The 19,612-nt window shown below is 65.5% G+C and carries 12 protein-coding genes; 9 read left to right on the plus strand and 3 right to left on the minus strand.

The window, feature by feature from the left end; all coding sequences use genetic code 11:
* Positions 1–29: 29 nt before the first annotated feature.
* From HMPREF1868_RS08830 to HMPREF1868_RS08850, 5 genes are all read left to right on the plus strand, one after another.
* Positions 30–4,223: an InlB B-repeat-containing protein gene (locus tag HMPREF1868_RS08830; protein ID WP_062531715.1), complete on the plus strand. Its 4,194-nt coding sequence runs from the start codon at positions 30–32 to the stop codon at positions 4,221–4,223.
* Positions 4,223–4,867: a signal peptidase I gene (gene lepB / locus HMPREF1868_RS08835; RefSeq protein WP_009278544.1), complete on the plus strand. Its 645-nt coding sequence runs from the start codon at positions 4,223–4,225 to the stop codon at positions 4,865–4,867. The genes HMPREF1868_RS08830 and lepB overlap by 1 nt, the downstream gene beginning before the upstream one ends.
* A gap of 61 nt (positions 4,868–4,928) precedes the next feature.
* The gene (locus HMPREF1868_RS08840) at positions 4,929–6,026 is read left to right on the plus strand and encodes a DUF7601 domain-containing protein (RefSeq protein WP_062531716.1); all 1,098 of its coding nucleotides are present in this window, start codon (positions 4,929–4,931) and stop codon (positions 6,024–6,026) included.
* Positions 6,027–6,959, plus strand: a complete 933-nt coding sequence (srtB, locus tag HMPREF1868_RS08845; RefSeq protein WP_062531717.1) for a class B sortase — start codon at positions 6,027–6,029, stop codon at positions 6,957–6,959.
* Positions 6,956–7,699: a hypothetical protein gene (locus HMPREF1868_RS08850; protein WP_062531718.1), complete on the plus strand. Its 744-nt coding sequence runs from the start codon at positions 6,956–6,958 to the stop codon at positions 7,697–7,699. Before srtB ends, HMPREF1868_RS08850 begins: the two co-directional genes overlap by 4 nt.
* 407 nt (positions 7,700–8,106) lie before the next feature.
* Here the strand turns inward: HMPREF1868_RS08850 and HMPREF1868_RS08855 are convergent, their stop codons facing one another.
* Both HMPREF1868_RS08855 and HMPREF1868_RS09630 read right to left on the minus strand, forming a co-directional pair.
* Positions 8,107–9,993 (minus strand): heavy metal translocating P-type ATPase, encoded by a 1,887-nt coding sequence (locus HMPREF1868_RS08855; protein ID WP_062531719.1) that lies wholly within the window; start codon positions 9,991–9,993, stop codon positions 8,107–8,109.
* Between the two features lie 535 nt (positions 9,994–10,528).
* A complete protein-coding gene (locus HMPREF1868_RS09630) occupies positions 10,529–11,941 on the minus strand; it encodes a glycoside hydrolase family 25 protein (protein ID WP_156439454.1) in 1,413 nt (470 codons plus the stop codon).
* Between the two features lie 519 nt (positions 11,942–12,460).
* On the opposite strand from HMPREF1868_RS09630, the gene HMPREF1868_RS08870 reads away from it, so the two are divergent.
* Together HMPREF1868_RS08870 and rsmI are read left to right on the plus strand one after the other, a co-directional pair.
* Positions 12,461–13,504, plus strand: coding sequence for a glycoside hydrolase family 5 protein (locus tag HMPREF1868_RS08870; protein WP_062531722.1), 1,044 nt, complete (start codon positions 12,461–12,463; stop codon positions 13,502–13,504).
* Entirely contained in the window at positions 13,504–14,502 is a 999-nt protein-coding gene (gene rsmI / locus HMPREF1868_RS08875) for a 16S rRNA (cytidine(1402)-2'-O)-methyltransferase (protein WP_197414992.1), read from the plus strand. The genes HMPREF1868_RS08870 and rsmI overlap by 1 nt, the downstream gene beginning before the upstream one ends.
* Before the next feature lie 61 nt (positions 14,503–14,563).
* On the opposite strand, the gene HMPREF1868_RS08880 is transcribed toward rsmI, so the two are convergent.
* Positions 14,564–15,691 carry a 5-methyltetrahydropteroyltriglutamate--homocysteine S-methyltransferase gene (locus tag HMPREF1868_RS08880; protein WP_062531724.1) on the minus strand — a complete coding sequence of 376 codons (1,128 nt, stop codon included), beginning with the start codon at positions 15,689–15,691 and terminating at the stop codon, positions 14,564–14,566.
* Between the two features lie 418 nt (positions 15,692–16,109).
* Here HMPREF1868_RS08880 and HMPREF1868_RS08885 point away from each other — a divergent pair, with 418 nt between their 5' ends.
* Together HMPREF1868_RS08885 and metG are read left to right on the plus strand one after the other, a co-directional pair.
* Positions 16,110–17,768, plus strand: a complete 1,659-nt coding sequence (locus HMPREF1868_RS08885) for a helicase HerA-like domain-containing protein (protein WP_062531725.1) — start codon at positions 16,110–16,112, stop codon at positions 17,766–17,768.
* Between the two features lie 237 nt (positions 17,769–18,005).
* Positions 18,006–19,610, plus strand: coding sequence for a methionine--tRNA ligase (gene metG / locus HMPREF1868_RS08890; RefSeq protein WP_062531726.1), 1,605 nt, complete (start codon positions 18,006–18,008; stop codon positions 19,608–19,610).
* Positions 19,611–19,612 lie beyond the last annotated feature (2 nt).

Genomic DNA, 19,612 nt, shown 5'->3' on the forward strand with positions numbered 1-19,612 from the left:
GCATATACGCAGACGCTTGGACGGTGGATATGGTTTCGAACAAGAGGGCTCCCGGGCTTCTTGCCGCGGTCATCATCGCCTGCCTCGTGGCGGCGCTGGGCTTCGGCCGCCATGTCTCGACGCTCGCAAGTGCGGAGGAGACCGGCACACACACGCTTGGTACCACCATGGACGACGGGACCGTCGTCACCATCGAGGCCCAGGCAGACGTGCTGCCGCAGGGAACCACCGTCGAGGCGCGGCTTGTTGACGACCAGAAGGTCATCGACGCCGTGAACGGCAAGCTCCAGGACGGCGGCAACAGCGCCACGTCCATCAAGGCGATCGACGTCACCCTGCGCGATTCCAATGGCAACGAGGTCCAGCCCAACGGAAGCGTGAAGGTGACCTTCTCGAAGACTGGCATGCAGAACGATGGCGTCCTGGTGTACCACGTGACCGACGCGGCCGGTTCGGCCAATGCGATTGACGCGACAGATGTGAACGACACGACAGCCTCGGCCGGTGCGATTGACGCGACCAGTGCAGCCGATACGGCTGCCACGGACCAAGGAAATGACCGAGGCGAGAGTACCGCGCCCGCGAGTCCGCAGAGCGAGGGCCAGCAGCGCGAGAGCACCGAGGATCCCGCTCCCACGGGTTCGACTGTTGGACTCACGGCCGAGGCACCCCTAAAGGTCGAGGAGGTCAAGACCATCAAGGCCGACGCTGACGAGCAGGTCTTCGAGGCGAACCACTTCTCGATCTATGCGATTGTGGACACGGGCGACGTCGCGCGTCTCGAGGTGAGGTTCCATAAGGCGGATTCCGATGACGTCACGTCCATTCTGGTCAAGAAGACCGATGACGTGGACTCCGTCGTGTACGATCCGGGCGCGGGCACGGTGCCGCAGGGCAAGAGCTTCCGCGGCTGGACGACGGATGCCAACTACACGAAGGACACGGCGCCCCAGACCATCGCTGACGTGCGTTCGCTTGCGACCAGTGCACTCGCGAGCGAGACCTTCAAAGACGGTGACACCTTAGATTTGTATCCCATCGTCCTCAAGTCCATCAGCGTCTCGTACCTCGACGAGCACAACGTGTCGCTTGGCTCCACGACGACCTACCTCGACCGCAATGAGGACTCCCTCTCTTATACCGTCAACATGGCGTACACGCCGGCAAGCTCCTCTCAGAACTTCGAAGGCTGGGACGTGAGCTCCGGAAGTACGTACATCGCGGACTATACGCCGGGTGCCTGCTATCCAAACGGTTCGCCGCTCACGTTGACCGGCGATGTGGTGTTCTCTGTCAATGCCCCCGAAGGTCACTGGCTCGTCTTTGACGAGAACGGCAAGGATGCCACCTACAACGCACCCCAGTTCGTGAAGAGCGGCGAGCCAACCCAGGAACCGGGCATCGCACCCAAGCGTGCCGGCTACACCTTTTCCGGTTGGTACACGGACAAGGACTGCACTCCCGGAAACGAGTTCCACTTCGGTAGCTCCATCGAGGACAACACGACCATCTATGCCAAGTGGGACCACAGCGACACGGCCGACTACACCGTGGTCGTGTGGAAGCAGAACGTGGCGGGAAATGGCTATGACTTCAGTAAGTACGTCATGCTCAACGGAAGCGTGGGCAGTGTCATCGACACGGTCGTGCAGAGGGGTAGCGGCAACGCGGCATACGCGACAATCGATGGCAACCCCGAAACCTATGCCGGCTTTCATTTGGACCACTTCGACCAGGGCGTCAGGATAACGCCCGAGGGCACCGCGGTTCTCAACGTGTACTACGACCGCACGGAGTACACCCTGTCGTTCCAAGCTCCCGTCGACACCTACAGTCCGACCTTCGGCGCCTACGGCGAGCAGTACGGCTATGTGAACGGCAGCTATGTCCCTCTGACCTACGATTATTACCCCTACTACGGCTATATCTGGACATACACGGAAGGTGGCAACACCTACCGCTACACCGGCCAGCGCTATGTCCGCCAGAAGAGCATCCAGACGGTCAAGACCATCACGGCCCTGTACGGGCAGGACATCTCGCAGAACTTCCCCATTGTTGGGAATGACGGGACGAGCTATGACGGATACGTTTGGACGCCACGGAACAGTCAGGTGTTCACGACGGGCGACGTTCACTCGCTCGAAATCATGCCGGCCGAGAACACGACCTTAAGGCTCCGTGGCTACGGTGCGGGCCACATGAATCACCTGTACTACTACACCGAGGTGGCTCCCGGCGAGACGGGCGACGTTACCTATCGGGGCAAGCAGTACAACCAGCACCTGCACCTGCAGATTGCGAGCCGAGTGACCTTGAACTCCACAAAGTCGGAGGACTTCCACGACATTGCTGGATTCACCCAACTCACGTCCGACCCGTCCTTCGGCAGCAGCGATAAAGTGTCCCTCAACGTGTCGAACGGCTACTCGATACGCTTCTACTACTCCCGTGACACCTACAACGTCCAGTACATGGATGGCGTGTACGTGGATAGTAACAACATCGTGCTCGAGAACATCAGTCACACGTTGCTGAGAGTCACGGACTCCATGTCTTACGGTGACGACCTCAGCTCCTACAACGCGGGTGGAAGCAACTATTACCAGCCCACTCCTGCCCATGCGGGCTACTCGTTTGCTGGGTGGTACCTGGACGAGCGGTGCACGCGCCCCTACACCTTCAGCACGATGCCTGAGAACGGCGTTACCGTCTATGCCAAGTGGGTCAGGAACCGCTATCGTGTCTTCCTTCATCCCAACGCGGGAACGGACAACACGCTCGACTGGGGTTCTGACGTCCCCATGACCTCGCTCATCACATACGGTGAAAAGGTGTCGCTGCCTACGGGCATCCGCGAGGGCTACGACTTCGTGGGCTGGTATACGGACCCCGGCTGCACCCAGGTGTTCAGTGCGGATACGTTGCTCAGCGATGCCGTGACCATCCCCTACGACAAGAACGTCGACATGACCGACCCCATGGACAAGTGGGGCAATGGCGCGACGACCAACGAGGACGTCGACAGTCCCTGGGTCATGCGCAAGCTCGACCTGTATGCCAAGTGGCGCAAGACTTTGACGGGCGCCAACGGCATCGGGGTCACATACGACAGCAACGGCGGCGAGAATGCTCCCAGCGACACCATGCTCTACCTTGATAATTCCATGGCCGTCGCCGGTGCAGCGTCGACGGCACCCGCCGGCAAGCTGTTCATGTACTGGGTCATCCAGACGTGGGACGAGGGCCAGGGTAGGTATGTCGACGTGACGGACGTGTCTGGCACAAAGCAGACGGTGTTCCCCGGCGACACGTTCACGGTGCTCAAGGACAACGCGAGAGTCACTGAAAACGATGACAACACCCCAGAGCATCCCAGCTACACCTATACCGTGCAGCTGCGTGCTGAGTACGGCGACAAGGGCAGTCCTTCGACGGTAAAGACCATCTTTGACGCCAACGGCGGAAGCTTCAGCGAGGGAACCAAAATCAAGGGTGTGACCAACCTCAACGACAGAATTACCGTCCCCGCCGCCCCGACGCGTACGGGCTACGACTTCGTAGGCTGGGGCGCCTCTGCCGATTCGACTGCTTTCGCGGTTGCGTCCGATCCCAAGCTCGCATCCGAAAAGGGCTATGCCGCTGATAATCTCTCTGGTCTGGCGTGGGACGCGGGGCAGGATGCCAACGTTCTCTATGCAGTGTGGGAGCCAAGGCCGGTCGAGTTAATTGTTCAAAAGGAGATTGAGGGCAAGCAGGCTGACCTCACCAAGAAGTTCGACTTTGTGGTCAGCGTTACCCACGACGGCAAGACATATTCTGCCAATGCACAACTGAGCAATGGCGAAGCCGGCAAGTTCGCAAAGCTTGCTGATTCGAATGGGCTTACCTATGACCTCCATTACGGAGACGAGGTGACTGTTAAGGAAGCGGAGGCGCCTGGCTATACGGCTAGGTGGACTATCCAGGATGTCACTGCTGGAGACGGAATAATCTGCAGTTACAAGTTGACGGAATCTAATGTAACGGTGAACAACACTTCGGATAACACAATTACCTCGAAGGTCACTTTCACCAACACCAAGAATCCGATTCCCGTCACCGGCATCGCTGCGGCGACGCTGGGCCGGGCCTCTCTCCCCCTGGCACTTGGCGTTGGCGGGGCGATCGCCATCGCCGGAGTGATCGTCACCCGTCGCAGGAATGCCGGGTGGGGTGCGTGATGCCGAGGCACTACGCACAGAGTCCCCTCCCAGGCGAGGAGGCGCACCTGCGACGCGAGCCCACGACGCAGGGCGCGGCTGTCACCGTTGCCGCGCAGCCCGTGGAAGGTGCCGATGCCTCCACGTCCGACGCCGGGTCCGAGCCTCAGGCGCCCCTGGTCGCAGAGCTCGTCCTCCTGGTGCTCAAGCTGGCCTTCGTCCTGGGCTTCGTGGCCATGGTGTTCCTCTTCCTCTTTGGCCTGTTCCAGGCCCCGGACCAGAGCATGAGCCCAGCCCTCAAGGAGGGTGACCTGATCGTGTACTACCGCCTGCAGAAGGACTACTCCGCAGGCGACCTCATAGTGGTCAACGACGAGGGCAAGAAGGAGGTCCGCCGTGTCATAGCCGTGGCCGGTGACAAGGTCGAGTTCTCTGAGGACGGGCTGGTCCTCAACGGGTACCGCCAGGCGGAGGACGGCATCTACACCCAGACGCTGCCGTTCTCGGCCGGAATCACGTACCCGGTGACGGTGGGCGAGGGACAGGTCTTCGTCATGGGAGACAACCGCCCCGAGTCGAAGGACAGCAGGATCTACGGCCTGGTGGACATCGACACGGGCACCGAGGGCGAGGTAATGACGGTCGTCAGGAGGAGGAACTTCTAGCGGCCGCGTACATAGCAAGGGTAGGATGCGTCTAGCAGGCGCAAACAGAAGGGATTTGAACATGAGGATGCAGAGCAAGCTTGCGGCAGTGGCCCTGACGGCCGCTCTCGCGCTCGGAGGGATCACGCCCGCGCTGGCGGCGGAGCCTGGCTATGGCGTCGGCGGGGATGCGGCGGGCAAGGTCATCAGCGGCGGGAACGTCTCTATCACCAAGGTGCTGAAGACCAACGAGGGGTCGCACGTCAAGGCCAAGTTCACCTTCAAGGTCGAGGGCGTTACGGTGGACACGGGCAACGGCGGCAGCTCGGAGTCGACCGACGGGCTCATCCCCACGATCGGCGACATCACGCTCGAGGCCACTGGTGATGGCGCAGACAAGTCCCAGGCGCAGGCCGTCACCCTTCCGACTTACACCCACGCTGGCGTCTATGCCTACCTGATCAGCGAGAACGCCACCAAGGCGGAAGACATCACCAACACCGACGGCGCCAGTGGCACGATGGTGGACAGCACCGACAAGTACCTCATGCGCGTCTACGTGGAGAACGGGGGCTCTGGTGTCGCCGTCAAGAGCGTGACCTTCGAGAAGAATCCCACCACCAGCGCGGTTGGCACGAAGGTTGCCCAGGGCGATGTCAAGTTCGAAAACACCTTCACTGAGAAGACCACCCCAGACACTCCGGGCCAACCTTCCAAGAATGCCGTAAAGGTCACCAAGAACGTCACGGGCGGCTCTGGCGACCACAACAAGGATTGGAACTTCACGGTCAAGTTCACCGCGCCCACGAACGTTCCTGCCGGCTGGAGCGTGGGTCAGATCACCGCCAGTGGCGTCGAGGGCATCCAGAACGCCGACGGCACCGTCACCTTCAAGTTGAAGCATGGCCAGACCGTCACCTTTGACAACGTGGTCATCGGCACCAAGTACAGCGTGGAGGAGTCCGAGGCCAACAAGGACGGCTACACTACCACGGGCGTCTTCGCAGAGGCGAAGGCTGTTGCCGATGACGCTGCCAACGGCGCCACCGTCACCAACAACAAGGAGTCCGTCACCCCCACGGGCATCGTCCTCAACAACCTGCCCTTCGTCCTGATGGGCGGCGTGGCCGTGGCCGGCGTCGTGCTCTATGGCGCAGCCAAGAGGAAGCTCGAGCGCTAGATGAATCGCCAACTGCCCCGTCGGCTGGCCCTTGGTGCCATCCGACTCACAAACTGGCTGGTCGACGGGGTGGTTCTCTCCGTACTGATGCTCATCGTCTGCTTCACGGCCTACGCGGTGCTCGACAACAACCGCGTGGTCGAGCAGGCGGACCGCGAGCAGTTCGAGTCCTACCGCCCCAGCTCCAACGACGACCCCAGCTTCGAGGAGCTCGAGGCTAGGAACCCCGACGTGCTGGGCTGGCTCACGCTCTATGGCACGGGGATCGACTACCCCCTGGTGCAGGGCAAGGACAACGACCAGTACCTCAACGTCAACCCCATGGGGGAGTTTGCCCTCTCGGGCTCGCTCTTCCTGGACTATCGCAGCCCAAAGGACTTCTCCGCGCCCAGCACCATCGTCTTTGGACACCACATGGAGAACTCCCTCATGTTTGGCGACCTGGACCGCTTCGGGGACGGCGAGTACTTCAACCGGCACCGCCGTGGCAACATCTACTACGGGGGTGCCAACCACGGCGTCGAGGTATGCGCCTACCTGCTCGTAGACGCGTACGACGAGGTCGTGTACAGCACATCGGTGGGGAGCTCTCCCTCGACGGAGGAGTTCCTTGCCTACCTCAAGTCCCATGCGGGTCAGTGGGTGGATGGGGCGCTGACTCCGGACGACCACATGCTCGTCCTCTCCACCTGCGGGTCTGGTACCAACGACCGGCACATCGTGGTGGCGAAGGTCATCGACCAGACCTTCCAGAACGACTTCACGGAGGAGTCCGTCGACCGCACGCTCGCGGGCACGGTGGGCAAGGGGCTCGCGCTCTGGGCGAAGATCGGCCTGGGACTTTTGGTGTTCCTGCTGCTGGCCTGGGTGGTTGGCGCTCCCTCGCGGGGACGCAAGGGGAGCCGAGGCGCAAGGAAGGGTGATCGCTCGTGAGGAAGAACGCTACGGACCCGACGCGGGGCCTCTCTCGCTCCATGCCTGCGCTTGCCTCCTGCCTGCTGGCGCTCGTGGTCTCCCTGCTGCCCGTGCGTGTGGCCTTGGCCAAGGGGCCGCTTTCGATTGACGTGGCGCAGAGCTTCGTGGTGACGGGCCGGGTACCCGAAGGCGTCGACGGGACGTTCGAGTACGAGCTGGCTGCCGTCGACGGCGCGCCCCTGCCCGCGGATGCGGACGGCGGAAGGTACGGCTTCGCGCTCACGGGCGACGCGACCCAGTCGATCGCGCTTTCTGCCACGGGCTCCGCCGCTCCGGGAAGGATTGCCTTCGACCACGTGGGCGAGTACTCCTACAGGCTGAGCTGTCTGGGCGTCGCCGGTTCCAGTCCCGCCGAGGGCCTGAGCGTGGACAATGGCACGTACGACGTCCGCGTGAGCGTCCAGAGCGACCCCGGTTCCGCCTCGGGTCTGCGCATCGGCTGGGTCGAGGTCAAGGACTCCAAGGGAGAGAAGACCGACGCCATCGCCTATCGTCACAGCTTTGCGGGGGCGGTGGAGCCAGGCCAGCCGGGCCGGCCGGGGGAGAAGGAGCCCGAGGGTCCGACCGTCCTGGGGCTCAGGCTGCCCAAGACCGGCGACGCCAGCTGGGGCATGATCAAGCTGAGCGCTGCCATCTGCGTCGTGGGCGTGGTCGCGCTGGTCGTGGGCTTGCGCGGACGGCGCGACAGGCGCCGGTAGGGAGGCTTCTCTCCGCTGGCATCTCTCGCCTTTCCGGAGTCATCCCCCCGCCCCCCGTCCCTTTCTCCCCCCGTTCGTTTGTTCTCTATGCATCTCTCTGATTCCATCCTCTTCTCTATGCCGATTCCTGAACCCGACGGAAATCTACCTGGGCTTTTGTCGGACGGCTTCAGGGAAATGCATAGAGAATGCGACTAGGGTCAGGAGATGGCATAGAGAATGGTCGTCACCGATGTCGGAATCAAGAATCGGCATAGAGAACGGTAGCGGGGACAGACAAAGGTAGACAAGCGAGGGCGGCTGCTGCGGCATAAGTGAGAAAACCGCAGGCAACCCATCCGGTTCACCTGCGGTTCCTGTCAGTTGGCCCCTTCTGTTGGACTCACGCGCGAGTGCGTCATCGCCCCTCAGATCCGAAGCATCCGACTCGCGTTGAGTACCGCCAGCACCATGACGCCCACATCACCAAACACCGCGAGCCACATGGGGGCCAGCCCCAGCGCTGCCAGCACCAGGATCGCCAGCTTCACGCCGATGGCGAAGGCGATGTTTTGCCGCGCGATCGCCAGGGTCTTCCGGGCGATGCGAATGGCCTCGGCTATCTTGTCCAGGCCGTCGTTCATGAGCACCACGTCCGCAGCCTCGATGGCAGCGTCGGAACCCATGGCTCCCATGGCGATGCCCACGTCCGCGCGCGCCAGGACCGGTGCGTCGTTGATGCCGTCGCCCACGAAGGCCACGGTCGTGCCCTCGGGCTTGCTCGCGATGAGTCCTTCGACGGCGGCCACCTTGTCGCCTGGCAGGAGGTTTGCCCTCACGTCGTCGATGCCCAGCGAGCCGCCGATCTGCTCGGCCACCTCGCCACCATCCCCCGTGAGCATCACCAGGCGCTGGACCCCCTCGGCCCTCATACGGGCCAACGACTCCCTCGCACCTGCCTTGACCTGGTCGGCCACCACGATGTGACCCACATAGACGCCGTCCACGGCCACGTGGATGATGGCGCCCTTATGGTCGCAGGGCCTCCACTGGGCGCCGACGCTCTCCATGAGGCGAGAGCTGCCCGCCACGACCTGCCTGCCGTTCACCATGGCACGCACGCCCTGGCCGGGAACCTCCTCCACGTCGCTCACGTCGCAGTCATCATGCTCGTTGGGGTAGGCGTTGCGCAGCGTCACGGCGACGGGATGCATGGAGTAGCGCTCCACGTGGGCCGCGAGGTGCAGCAGGCTGTTGGCGTCGATGGCGTCGGGGTGCACGGCCTCCACCTCGAAGCTGCCCTGGGTCAGGGTGCCTGTCTTGTCAAACGCCACGGTCTGGGCCTTGGCCAGCGCCTCCATGTAGTTGGAGCCCTTGATCAGGATGCCGCGCCGGCCCGCCCCGCCGATGCCGCCGAAGAAGGTCAGCGGGATGCTGATCACCAGCGCGCAGGGGCACGAGACCACCAGGAAGGTGAGCGCGCGCAGCAGCCAGACCGAGAGGCTCGCCGCGAAGTCGCCCGACAGTAGGGGTGGGACGATGGCCAGCGCGATGGCGGCAAAGACCACGATGGGGGTGTACACGCGGGCGAAGCGGCTGATGAAGCTCTCGCTCCGTGACTTGCCCTCGCTTGCGTTCTGCACCAGGTCCAGGATCCGCGAGGCGGTGGACTCGTCGAACTCCTTGCTCACGCGCACGCGCAGGGCGCCGCTCACGTTGACCACGCCGCTGGCCACGTCGTCGCCGGGCGCCACGTCGCGGGGCAGGCTCTCGCCGGTCAGGGCTACGGTGTTGAGGCTCGAGCGACCGTCCAGGACGATGCCGTCCAGGGGGACCTTCTCGCCTGGGCGAACCAGCACCACGTCGCCCACGTGCACCTCCGTGGGGTCGAGCGAGACGAGCTCGCCGTCGCGCTCGAGGTTTGCCACGTCGGGTCGGATGTCCATGAGCTCGCTGATGGAGTCTCGTGCACGGCCCTCGGCCAGGTCTTCGAAGAGCTCGCCTACCTGGAAGAAGAGCATCACGAAGACTGCCTCGGCGAACTCGGGCTCTCCGTTGGGGAGGAAGCCGATGAGGAGGGCGCCCACGGTGGCGATGGTCATGAGCAGGTCCTCGTCGAAGGGCTCGCCGTGCGCGACGCACTCCAGCGCCTCGAGCACCACGTCGTAGCCCGCCACGAGGTAGGCAGGCAGGTATAGGAACAGCTGCTGCCAGAGACTGAGGCTCGCGAGGCGGCTGGCTATCGCCGCTGCCACGAGGAGCCCCGCAGACGTCAGGATGCGTGCGAGCTTGACCCTGTTTTCCTTCTCTTCCATGGTGCGCTCCCTAGATGATGCGTATATGAGCAATCACTCATAACTTGAGTTGGATTGTAGGGAGCTTGGAAAGGGGAGTCAAGGGTGAATTGCGTCGGATGCATGGAGGGGCCGGAACGCATGGTGAGTGCGGCTGCGGGATGGGCGGTGCATGGCGGCGGCTGCGGGCGGCTGGGGCGCATGGGGGTGCGGGGTGACTGGGGCACGGCCGGCGTGCTGCCGTCCGGAGCGGCACGTCCTCCAAGCATGAACGCACGCCCCTCTCGCCTTGCACGCCATAACGCACATGGCGTTCGACGTTTGCCCAGTTGGCAAGCCTCGTCGTTGTGCGCAACGGCGTGCGCGATGAATGTCTTGTGCGTAATGGCGCGCGCGATGAATGTCACGCGCACAACGGCGTGCGCGGCGACCGGGAGCGTGCGCGGCGAGTGCGAGCACGCGCGTGAGCGGACGTATGCGTGACGGTGCGTGTGCCAGGCGAGAGAGGCGCTCGTCCTCGACCCGCCGCGGCCGCCCGTTGCGCGCCGGCCCGGTCCTATCCCTCCGCCCCGTCGTGCAGCAGTGACGTGAGGTCCAGGTCGACGTCCACCGGCCCGTTGATGCCGTCGATGGTGCCCGCGTTGCTGTACTGCCACAGCGCGAAGCGCAGCCTCATGCTGGGCGTGGAGCCATACTCCGCGTACCAGTAGCCGTAGGACGCGAGCTCCTCCAGGTCGTAATAGCCTAGGTCGATCTGGTTGCCATAGACGATCGCCGTGTATCCGCCCTGCTCGATGCGCTTGCAGAACGCCAGCGCAACCTGGGCAAGCTCCTGGGCGCTCATCTGAGAGGAGCGCCCGGCCATGACGTCGGACGGCTCCAGGTCAAACGCCACGGGATAGTCCAGCTCGTTGCCGTCCAGCCGCTTGAGGACGAAGTCGGCCTCCTCCTCGGCCTCTGCGGCGGTCGTTGCCTGGGAGTAGAAGTAGGCTCCCACCTTGAGCCCGGCGGCCTTTGCGTCGCGCAGGTTCTTGCGGAAGAGAGAGTCCACCACGATGTTGCCCGCCACGGTCCCGCGATAGCCCAGGCGCAGGTAGGCAAACGAGACCCCGTCTGCCCGGACCTTCTCCCAATCGATCTCCTCTTGGTGTTCGGATACGTCTACGCCCAGCTTGGACACCGTGGTCCCGTCCAACTTGTAGGCGTAGTGGTTGGGGTCGGAGCTGTCGAGCCTTGACCAGTCGAAGACGCTGTTGTCGCGCGCGAGCGAGGCGTCTCCCGCGGAAGTGTCCACGGCGTTTGGCGCGTGGTTCACGACCTCGACCTTGGGCTCGGCGTAGCTCTCGGTGGGGCTTGCCGAATTTGTGGGGTGTGTCACGTAGTAGGCGATTGACGCCACGAGCGCGGCGGCCACCACGACGATGGCCGAGGCGGTCATGATCTTCTCTTTGGGCGGCTTGCGCCGTTCCTTCTTCCCCGACGCCTCGCGCCGCTTCGCCTGGGCGTCCCGGCGTGCCTTGTTGATCCTTCGGCGGGAGTCCGACGGGTCGGAGGGCGTGGGCGGCGCCATGGGCGACATGCCGCGACGCGGGGAGCCGGTGCGCGTGATGGAAGGGCCGTCGGTCCGGCTGGTGCCCCCGCGGCCGACGTTGGTGCCCCCGCGGCCAACCTGTCCGTGGTTGCCTGCGGCGCGAGTGGTGATGCCCCGCGAGCTTGCGGTCCGGGTCGTGGCGCCGCGGCGGGAGGAAAGTCCCGTGCGGGCGGCCTCCGTGCGGGCGGAGCCATGGCGCGTCGAGGTGGTGCCGCGGACCTGGCGCGGAAATCCGCTGGCGGAGCTAGGACTGCCGGAACCCCGGCGGCGAGACCCACCGTCCCGCCCGCTCGCGCCGCGCCTGGCGGGTTGCTTGGAGTTGGACGGGCGGGAGCCGGACCTGCCACCATCGCGCCTGGTGGGCTTGCGGGGGCTCATCGGGCCACCTGCCCGCCCGTGGAGCCTGGACGCGGGACGAACCCACGCGTGCATCCGTGCCGCGTCATGCGCCCTCCCCCCCTGGCTGGCGTGGTTTCTTGGGTCGGCCGGCATATGCCACCGCCACCGCTTCGTATGTGGAGAGTATCCCATGTAATCGAAGACGGGGAGTGGAGAAGAGCTGTTATCTCTCGTCCGACCACGCCATGTGATGCGCGGGCGAAGCTGCGCCGCGGGATTGACGTGCTGGGCTGCTTGCGCCGCAGGGCTGGTACGCCCACTTCTCGCCTCGCGCGCGGCAGGCGAGAAGTGGGCGGTTATGACGTCACGAGGCGTCCGAAGTGGGTGGCCCCTGGGCGAGAGGGGCGCTTGCAACGACCCACATCGCCCCTTTCGCGCGCCAGGCGAGAAGTGGGTGGTTACGACGCTGGCAAATGTGTCCCATCCTCGGGCTATACTCGAACCAGCAAGTGACCAGCAAGTGATTTTGCCCCCTTTACCTGCGAATCGGAGCGTCCCATGGCAGAGCGTGCCCTACACGGTGTGAACCTCACCGGCTGGCTCGTCCTCGAGCCCTGGGTCACGCCGTCCCTCTTCGCCGACTCCGGTGTCCTCGAGGAGGAGCGGCTCGTCTCGTCCCTCGGCCGCGAGTGCTACCGGGAGCTGGTGCTCCGTCACCGCGAGGGCTTCATGTCGCAGGCCGACTTCGTCCAGATCGCCGCACGCGGCTTCAACGCCGTGCGCCTGCCCGTGCCCTGGTACGCCTTCGGGCACGCCGGCCCCGAGCCGGGGCCCTTCGTCTCGTGCGTCGACTACGTGGACAAGGCCTTCGAGTGGGCGGAGGAGATTGACCTCAAGATCGTCCTCGCGCTGGCCATCTCTCCCGGCGTGCCCAGCGCCGAGGCGGACATGCTGCGCAACCGGGGCGACTTCTCGCGCTACAAGGACGACATGCTGCGCGTCGTAGCCGCGCTCTCCCGTCGCTACGCCCTGCGCGTCGCCTTCGCCGGCATCGAGGTGGCGGACGACCCGGTGGCGCAGCAGCGCCATGGCCTCAGCCTCACGGACGGCGTCCCCCTGCACACCCTGCGCAACTACTACCGCGAGGCATACGAGGCCGTGCGTCAGAACGCGGGCGACGACGTCGCCGTGATCGTGCCGGACGCAGGTCGTCACGGCGCCTGGAGTCGCTTCATGGCCCCGCGCCGCTACCACAACGTCTGGCTCGACTGCCACCTCTACCACTACTTCGACAAGGTGGAGAGTGCCGGGCCCTCCGGCATCCGCAAGCTCGCCCTGAGCTCGCAGAAGGCGCTGGAGCTCGCGGGCAGGAGCGGGCTTCCCGTCATGGTGGGCAAGTGGTCGGGGTCGCTGCCCTTCTCGGACTCCGCCACCACGCCCGAAGGCCGGATCGCCCTAGAGCGCGTCTTCGTGTCCGAGCAGATCGCGGCGTTCAAGGGCTGCCCCGCCTGGTTCTTCCAGACCTGGAAGACGGAGGGTCGCCTCTCGGGCTGGGACGCCCGCGTGTCCCTGGCAACCTTCGAGCGAAGGATGCTCGTGTGATGGATTTCGATTTGCGGCCGTCCCGCCAGCCGGGTGGCCAACCAAACGACCGGGCAACTGACCGATCGCCCAAGGGGGCGCGTCCCGGCGTGGGGGCAGGTGCGGGCACGAGTGCGGGCACGACAGGCTGCGAGGGCGGGGGAGAGGGGCTTCTCTCCGTCGTGGGAACGCCCATCGGCAACCTCGAGGACGCCTCGCCGCGCGTCGTGCGCACCCTGGCCGAGGCTGACCTCCTGCTCTGCGAGGACACCCGCGTGACCAGCAAGCTCCTGGCCCACTTTGGCATACGCGTCCCCCTGCAGAGGGCCGACCAGAACGTCCTCGCCCAGCGCGTCGAGGGCATCCTCACGCGCGTCGAGGGAGGCGAACGCGTGGCCTTCGTGTCCGACGCGGGCATGCCCGGCGTGTCGGACCCCGGCCAGCAGCTGGTGGACGCGGCGCTCGACCGTGGGTTGCGCGTCGAGGTCATCCCCGGTCCCTCTGCCGTGACCTGTGCCCTGGTGGCCTCGGGACTTCCCATGGAGCACTTCTTCTTCGAGGGCTTCCTGCCTCGGCGGGAGGGGGCCATGGCGGCGCGTCTCGAGGCCTTGGCACAGGTGCCGGGCGCGCTCGTGGTGTATGAGTCGCCGCATCGCGTTGCATCCACGCTCGCCGTGGTGGCCCGGGTCCTTCCGACGCGGCAGGTGGTGCTGGTGCGTGAGCTCACCAAGCTGCACGAGGAGGTCGTGCGCGGGCCAGCTGCCCAGGTCGCGGAGGAGGTCGCCGACCGCGAGGGCCTGAGGGGGGAGTGCGTGGTGGTCATAGGCGCCCCCAGCGAGGACGAGCTCCTCGAGCGCGCTCACGCGGCGGGCTCCGGGCCGGCGACGCTGGAGGACGCCATCGCGGCGGCGCTTGCGGCCGACGAGCCCAAGAGCGGCCTTGCCAAGCGGCTCGCCAAGGAGTTCGGCCGCCCCCGCTCCGAGGTCTACGATCTGGTGCTGAGGACGGCCGAACAATAGCGGAGCCCGCCTCTCTCGCCCGCGTCGACGAAGTGCCGCGCGACCCTGTCGTTGGTCTCGCCTAGCCCCAGACCTCCTCGGCGATGCTCCTCACCAGGGCGACCTTGGCCCACTGCTGCTCCTCGCTCAGCTTGTTGCCAATCTCGCACGAGGCGAATCCGCACTGCGGGGACAGGCAGAGCCTTTCGAGCGGGAGGTAGCGCTCCGCCTCGTGGATGCGCGCCACGACCTGCCCGCAGTCCTCGAGCTGCGCCGACTTCGTGGTGACGAGGCCCAGGACGACCTTCTTGCCATCTGCGACCTGCGCCAGGGGCTCGAAGCCTCCTGAGCGGTCGTCGTCGAACTCCAGGAAGAAGTTGTCCACGTGCTCGCGGGCGAAGAGCGTGCCCGCCACGTCGTCGTAACCACCCTCGCAGGCCCAGGTGGAGTGGAAGTTGCCGCGGCAGACATGGGTGTTGATGGTGAGGCCCTCGGGGCGGGCGTCCAGCACGCGGTTGTTGACCTGCAGGAAGCGCTCCTTGGTGCGCTCGATTCCCGCCGCGTCGGTGCCGAAGAACTGCTCCGCGTGGGGGTCGACCAACAGGCCCCACGAGCAGTCGTCGAACTGGAGGTTGCGGCAGCCGGCGTCGTATACGTCCTGGATGAAGGCCTGGTAGCAGGCCACGAGGTCGTCCTCGAGGCGCTGGTCGTCGGCGTAGTAGCGGCGGGTGTTCTGGAGCGCGAAGGGCATGGCCAGCTGCTCCAGGAACTGGGCGGGTGCGGGGATGGTGAGCTTGGACACCGTGTTGGCGTCCTCCAGGTCCTGCACGAAGCGGAAGTGGTCCACGAAGGGGTGGTGCCCCTTGTAGGCGAGGCTGCCGGTGAGGTAGGTGTCGTCGATCTTGGCTGCCTCGCCATGGAAGGGCAGGCCGTCCTTGGTCTTGCTGTGGCCGATGCCCGCAAAGCCCCACATGAAGTCGAGGTGCCAGGTCAGGCGCCTGAACTCCCCGTCGGTGATGGTGCCGAGGCCCGCCGCCTGCTCCTTGGCCACCAGCTCGCGGATCGCCGCGTCCTCGATGTGGGTGAGCTCATCTTGCCCCAGGTGGCCCTCCTCGAAGGCAGCACGTGCCTGGCGGAGCTCCGCCGGCCTCAGGAAGCTGCCCACCACGTCGAAGCGGTGTGGGGTCCTCTTGTCATACGGAATTGCCATCGCTCGTGCCTCCTCGTCTTTGCGCCCGGGCCTGCCGCGCAGGCGCACGGTTCTTCTCGACTGCACATTGTGGCAGCTCAAGAGACATGGTGGCACATCGCTTTTGGGACACCTGGTTATCGATTGGAGCAATAACGACTCGGTGCGACGGCTGGTCTGCCAGGCGAGAGGTGCGGCCGTTCCGTGCCCCCAGCCGTGCCGTTCGCACATCCCCGCAAAGATGTGAGCATCGCCGACGTTTGTCCAGTTGGAGATGGGCTCTTCTCGCACGAACAAAGTTTTTTGCGAGAGTCGCGGCTGCCCAGGCGTCTCATCCATCCCACCCGTCAAAGCTACGCCAGCGACCCCGGCCGGACTCGCGTCCCACCCCCGTCGTACAATTGGCCCATGACCAGCCCGCACCGATCGGAGGATGCCCATGCTCGTGAACGACAAAATCTGGGTCGCTCAGGGGGACGTGCCCTGCTGTCTGCTCCTCAACCAGGCCAACCGCCACGGGCTCATCGCCGGCGCGTCGGGCACGGGCAAGACGGTGACCCTCAAGGTCCTGGCCGAGGGCTTCTCCAACGCGGGCGTCCCCGTGTTCATGGCAGACGTGAAGGGTGACGTCACGGGCATGGCCCAGGGCGGTGCCATCTCTGACAACTTGCGCCAGCGCATGGACTTCTTTGGCATCAAGGAGGACGAGTTCTCCTTCCAAGGCTGTCCCATGCGCGTCTGGGACATGCTCGGCGGCGACGGCGTCCCCGTGCGCATCACCGTCTCTGACATGGGCCCCACCCTGCTCAGCCGCCTCCTGGGCCTTTCGGACGTGCAGGAGGGCGTGCTCAACATCGTCTTCCGCGTGGCCGACGACCAGGGACTCCTCCTCATCGACCTCAAGGACCTGCGCGCGATGCTCGCCTATGTCCTGGAGCACGCCAAGGAATACCAGGCGACGTACGGCAACGTGTCCGCCCAGTCGGTGGGCGCCATACAGCGCTCGCTCATCGCCGTCGAGGACCAGGGAGGCGACGTCTTCTTCGGCGAGCCCAGCCTGGAGCTCGATGACTGGTTTGCCTGCGCGCCCGACGGCCGTGGCTACGTCAACCTGCTCAATGCCTCCCGCCTCATCCAGAGCCCGCAGGTCTATGCCATGTTCCTGCTGTGGATGCTCTCGTCCCTCTTCGAGGGGCTGCCCGAGGTGGGCGACCCCGACAAGCCCCGCTTCGTCTTCTTCTTCGACGAGGCGCACCTGCTCTTCGATGGCATGCCCAAGGGGCTGCGCGACAAGATCGTGCAGGTCGTGAAGCTCATCCGCTCCAAGGGCGTGGGCGTGTACTTCATCACCCAGTCCCCGTCGGACATTCCCGACGAGGTCCTGGCCCAGCTTTCCAACCGCATCCAGCACGGCCTGCGCGCCTACACCCCCGCGGAGCAGAAGGCCGTGCGCGCCGCCGCGGACTCCTTCCGCGCCAACCCCGCCTTCGACTCCGCCCAGGCCCTGCAGGACCTGGGGACCGGCGAGGCGCTGGTCTCGCTCCTTGACGAGGGGGGAAAGCCCAGCGTGGTGCAGCGCGCCAAGGTGCTCTTCCCCCAGTGCCGCATGGCCGCGGCGGACGCCGACGTGATGCAGTCCGTCCTTGCCGGCCAGGGCGACCTGATGGATAAGTACGGCACCGCGGTGGACCGCCTGAGCGCCTACGAGACCATCGAGGGCCAGAACGCGGAGGCAGAGGCCAACGCCAAGCTCGCCGCGGAGCGTGCCGCCTTCGAGAAGGAGAAGGCCGAGTTCGAGGCCCAGCGACAGAAGGAGGCGCAGAAGGCGGAGAGGGAGCGCCAGAAGGCGGAGGAGAAGGCCGCCCAGGCCGCACAGAGGGAGCAGGAACGTCAGCAGAGGCAGCTCGAGCGCGAGGCGGAGGCCGCCGCAAAGCGCGAGGTGGCGGAGCAGGCGCGCGCCGAGCGGGAGGCCCAGAGGAAGCAGGAGCAGATGGCCAAGCAGGTGGGTCGCTTCGCCAACTCCATTCTGGGCACCTTCGGCCGCGAGGCGACGCGCCAGCTCACCCGCGGTCTCTTCAACTCGCTGAAGCGCCGCTAGGGAGGTGGGCCGCGAGGCCGTCGCGCCCGTGTGTCGCGAGCCTGTCCGTCGGGGGCAGCTGTCGCGGTTGTCCCGCTGCTGCCGCCTAGTCCCGGCCGCCACCAGGCCTCGACCCGGTCGTCGCGTCCGGCCGCGAAGGGCGCCCCTCTCGCCTGATGTACAATGCCTAGTTGCTCATTTTGGCATTCGCCATCGAGATGGGCGTCCGCCATCAGGACCGTCGTCAGGAGAGATCGCATGGACAAGCCGTCCTTCTTCATCACCACGCCCATCTACTACGTCAACGCCGCCCCCCACCTGGGCACCGCATACTCCACCGTCCTCTGCGACGTCCAGGCGCGCTATCGCCGCTCAAAGGGCTATGACGTGAAGTTCCTCACGGGCATGGACGAGCACGGTCAGAAGGTCGAGGAGGCGGCGTCCGAGCACGGCGTGAGCCCCCAGGAGTGGTGCGACTCCCAGGCCCCCCTCTTCGAGGGACTGTGGAAGACCCTCGAGATCTCCAACGACGACTTCATCCGCACCACCGAGCCGCGCCAGGTCAAGGCCGTGCAGTACCTGTGGGAGCGCATGCGCGAGTCTGGCTACATCTACAAGGGCTCCTACGACGGCTGGTACTGCGTGCCGGAGGAGACCTACTTCACCGAGACCCAGGTGAGCAAGTCCGACGAGGCCAACCACACCGAGGGCCAGCACCTCTGCCCCGACTGCGGCCGTCCCCTGCAGCGCGTCCAGGAGGAGTCCTGGTTCTTCAAGCTCAGTGCCTTCCAGGACCGCCTGCTCAGGCTGTACGACGAGCATCCCGACTTCGTCGAGCCCGACTTCCGCATGCGCGAGGTAAGGACCTTCGTCGAGGGCGGGCTCCAGGACCTCTCCGTGAGCCGCACGAGCTTCGACTGGGGCATCCGCCTGCCCTTCGACGAGAGGCACGTCACCTACGTGTGGTTCGACGCCCTCCTCAACTACATGACCGCCGTGGGCTACGGCCAGGGTGGTGACGAGGCGGCCGCCGAACTGGCTCGTCGCTGGCCCGCCCAGTTCCACGTGGTGGGCAAGGACATCATCCGCTTCCACTGCGTTATCTGGCCCGCCATGCTCATGGCCGTGGGCGAGGCCCTGCCCGAGCACGTCTTCGCCCACGGCTTCCTCATGGTGCGCAACGAGGAGACCGGCAAGGGAGAGAAGATGTCCAAGAGCCGCGGTAACGCCATCGCGCCCCAGGACGTTATCGACATGCTGGGCGTGGAGGGCTACCGCTACTACTTCATGACCGACGTGAACCCCGGCGAGGACGGCGCCATCAGCTTCAGCCGCATGGAGCAGGTCTACAACGCCGACCTGGCCAACAGCTGGGGCAACCTGGTGAGCCGCGCGCTCAACATGAGTGCCAAGTACTTCGACGGCAGGACGCCGGAGCTCGCTGACGGCTGGGCCGAGCGCCAGAACCCCCTGCGCGACATCGCCCTGGGCATCGAGGGGCGCTACTCCGAGCGCATGGACCGCCTGGACTACGTGGGGGCCAAGGACGTCGTGATGGAGCTCGTCCACGCCGCCAACCACTACGTCGAGGATTCCGCCCCCTGGACGGTTGCGAAGGACCCCGCCCGCGCCCAGGAGCTCGCCGACATCATCACCAACCTTCTCGAGTCCATCCGAATCTGCGCCCACCTGCTGGCGCCCTTCATGCCCCAGACCTCGGCCGAGGTCCTGCGTCGCATGGCGCTGGGAGACGAGGCCTCCTGCGACGACCTCGCGGCCGCCTGCGCCTGGGGAGGGCTCGTCGGTGGCGTCGAGGTAACCAAGGGCGACGCCCTCTTCCCGCGCCTCGCCGCGAAGAAGTAAGG

It is taken from the genome of Olsenella sp. DNF00959, from assembly GCF_001553055.1.
Taxonomy (GTDB): Bacteria; Actinomycetota; Coriobacteriia; order Coriobacteriales; family Atopobiaceae; genus Olsenella_I; species Olsenella_I phocaeensis.

Coding starts and splice junctions, on each gene's coding strand:
- HMPREF1868_RS08830 (WP_062531715.1), top strand. CDS start 30: ATGGTTTCGAACAAGAGGGCTCCCGGGCTTCTTGCCGCGGTCATCATC.
- lepB (WP_009278544.1), top strand. CDS start 4,223: ATGCCGAGGCACTACGCACAGAGTCCCCTCCCAGGCGAGGAGGCGCAC.
- HMPREF1868_RS08840 (WP_062531716.1), top strand. CDS start 4,929: ATGAGGATGCAGAGCAAGCTTGCGGCAGTGGCCCTGACGGCCGCTCTC.
- srtB (WP_062531717.1), top strand. CDS start 6,027: ATGAATCGCCAACTGCCCCGTCGGCTGGCCCTTGGTGCCATCCGACTC.
- HMPREF1868_RS08855 (WP_062531719.1), bottom strand. CDS start 9,993: ATGGAAGAGAAGGAAAACAGGGTCAAGCTCGCACGCATCCTGACGTCT.
- HMPREF1868_RS09630 (WP_156439454.1), bottom strand. CDS start 11,941: ATGAGCCCCCGCAAGCCCACCAGGCGCGATGGTGGCAGGTCCGGCTCC.
- HMPREF1868_RS08870 (WP_062531722.1), top strand. CDS start 12,461: ATGGCAGAGCGTGCCCTACACGGTGTGAACCTCACCGGCTGGCTCGTC.
- rsmI (WP_197414992.1), top strand. CDS start 13,504: ATGGATTTCGATTTGCGGCCGTCCCGCCAGCCGGGTGGCCAACCAAAC.
- HMPREF1868_RS08880 (WP_062531724.1), bottom strand. CDS start 15,691: ATGGCAATTCCGTATGACAAGAGGACCCCACACCGCTTCGACGTGGTG.
- HMPREF1868_RS08885 (WP_062531725.1), top strand. CDS start 16,110: ATGCTCGTGAACGACAAAATCTGGGTCGCTCAGGGGGACGTGCCCTGC.
- metG (WP_062531726.1), top strand. CDS start 18,006: ATGGACAAGCCGTCCTTCTTCATCACCACGCCCATCTACTACGTCAAC.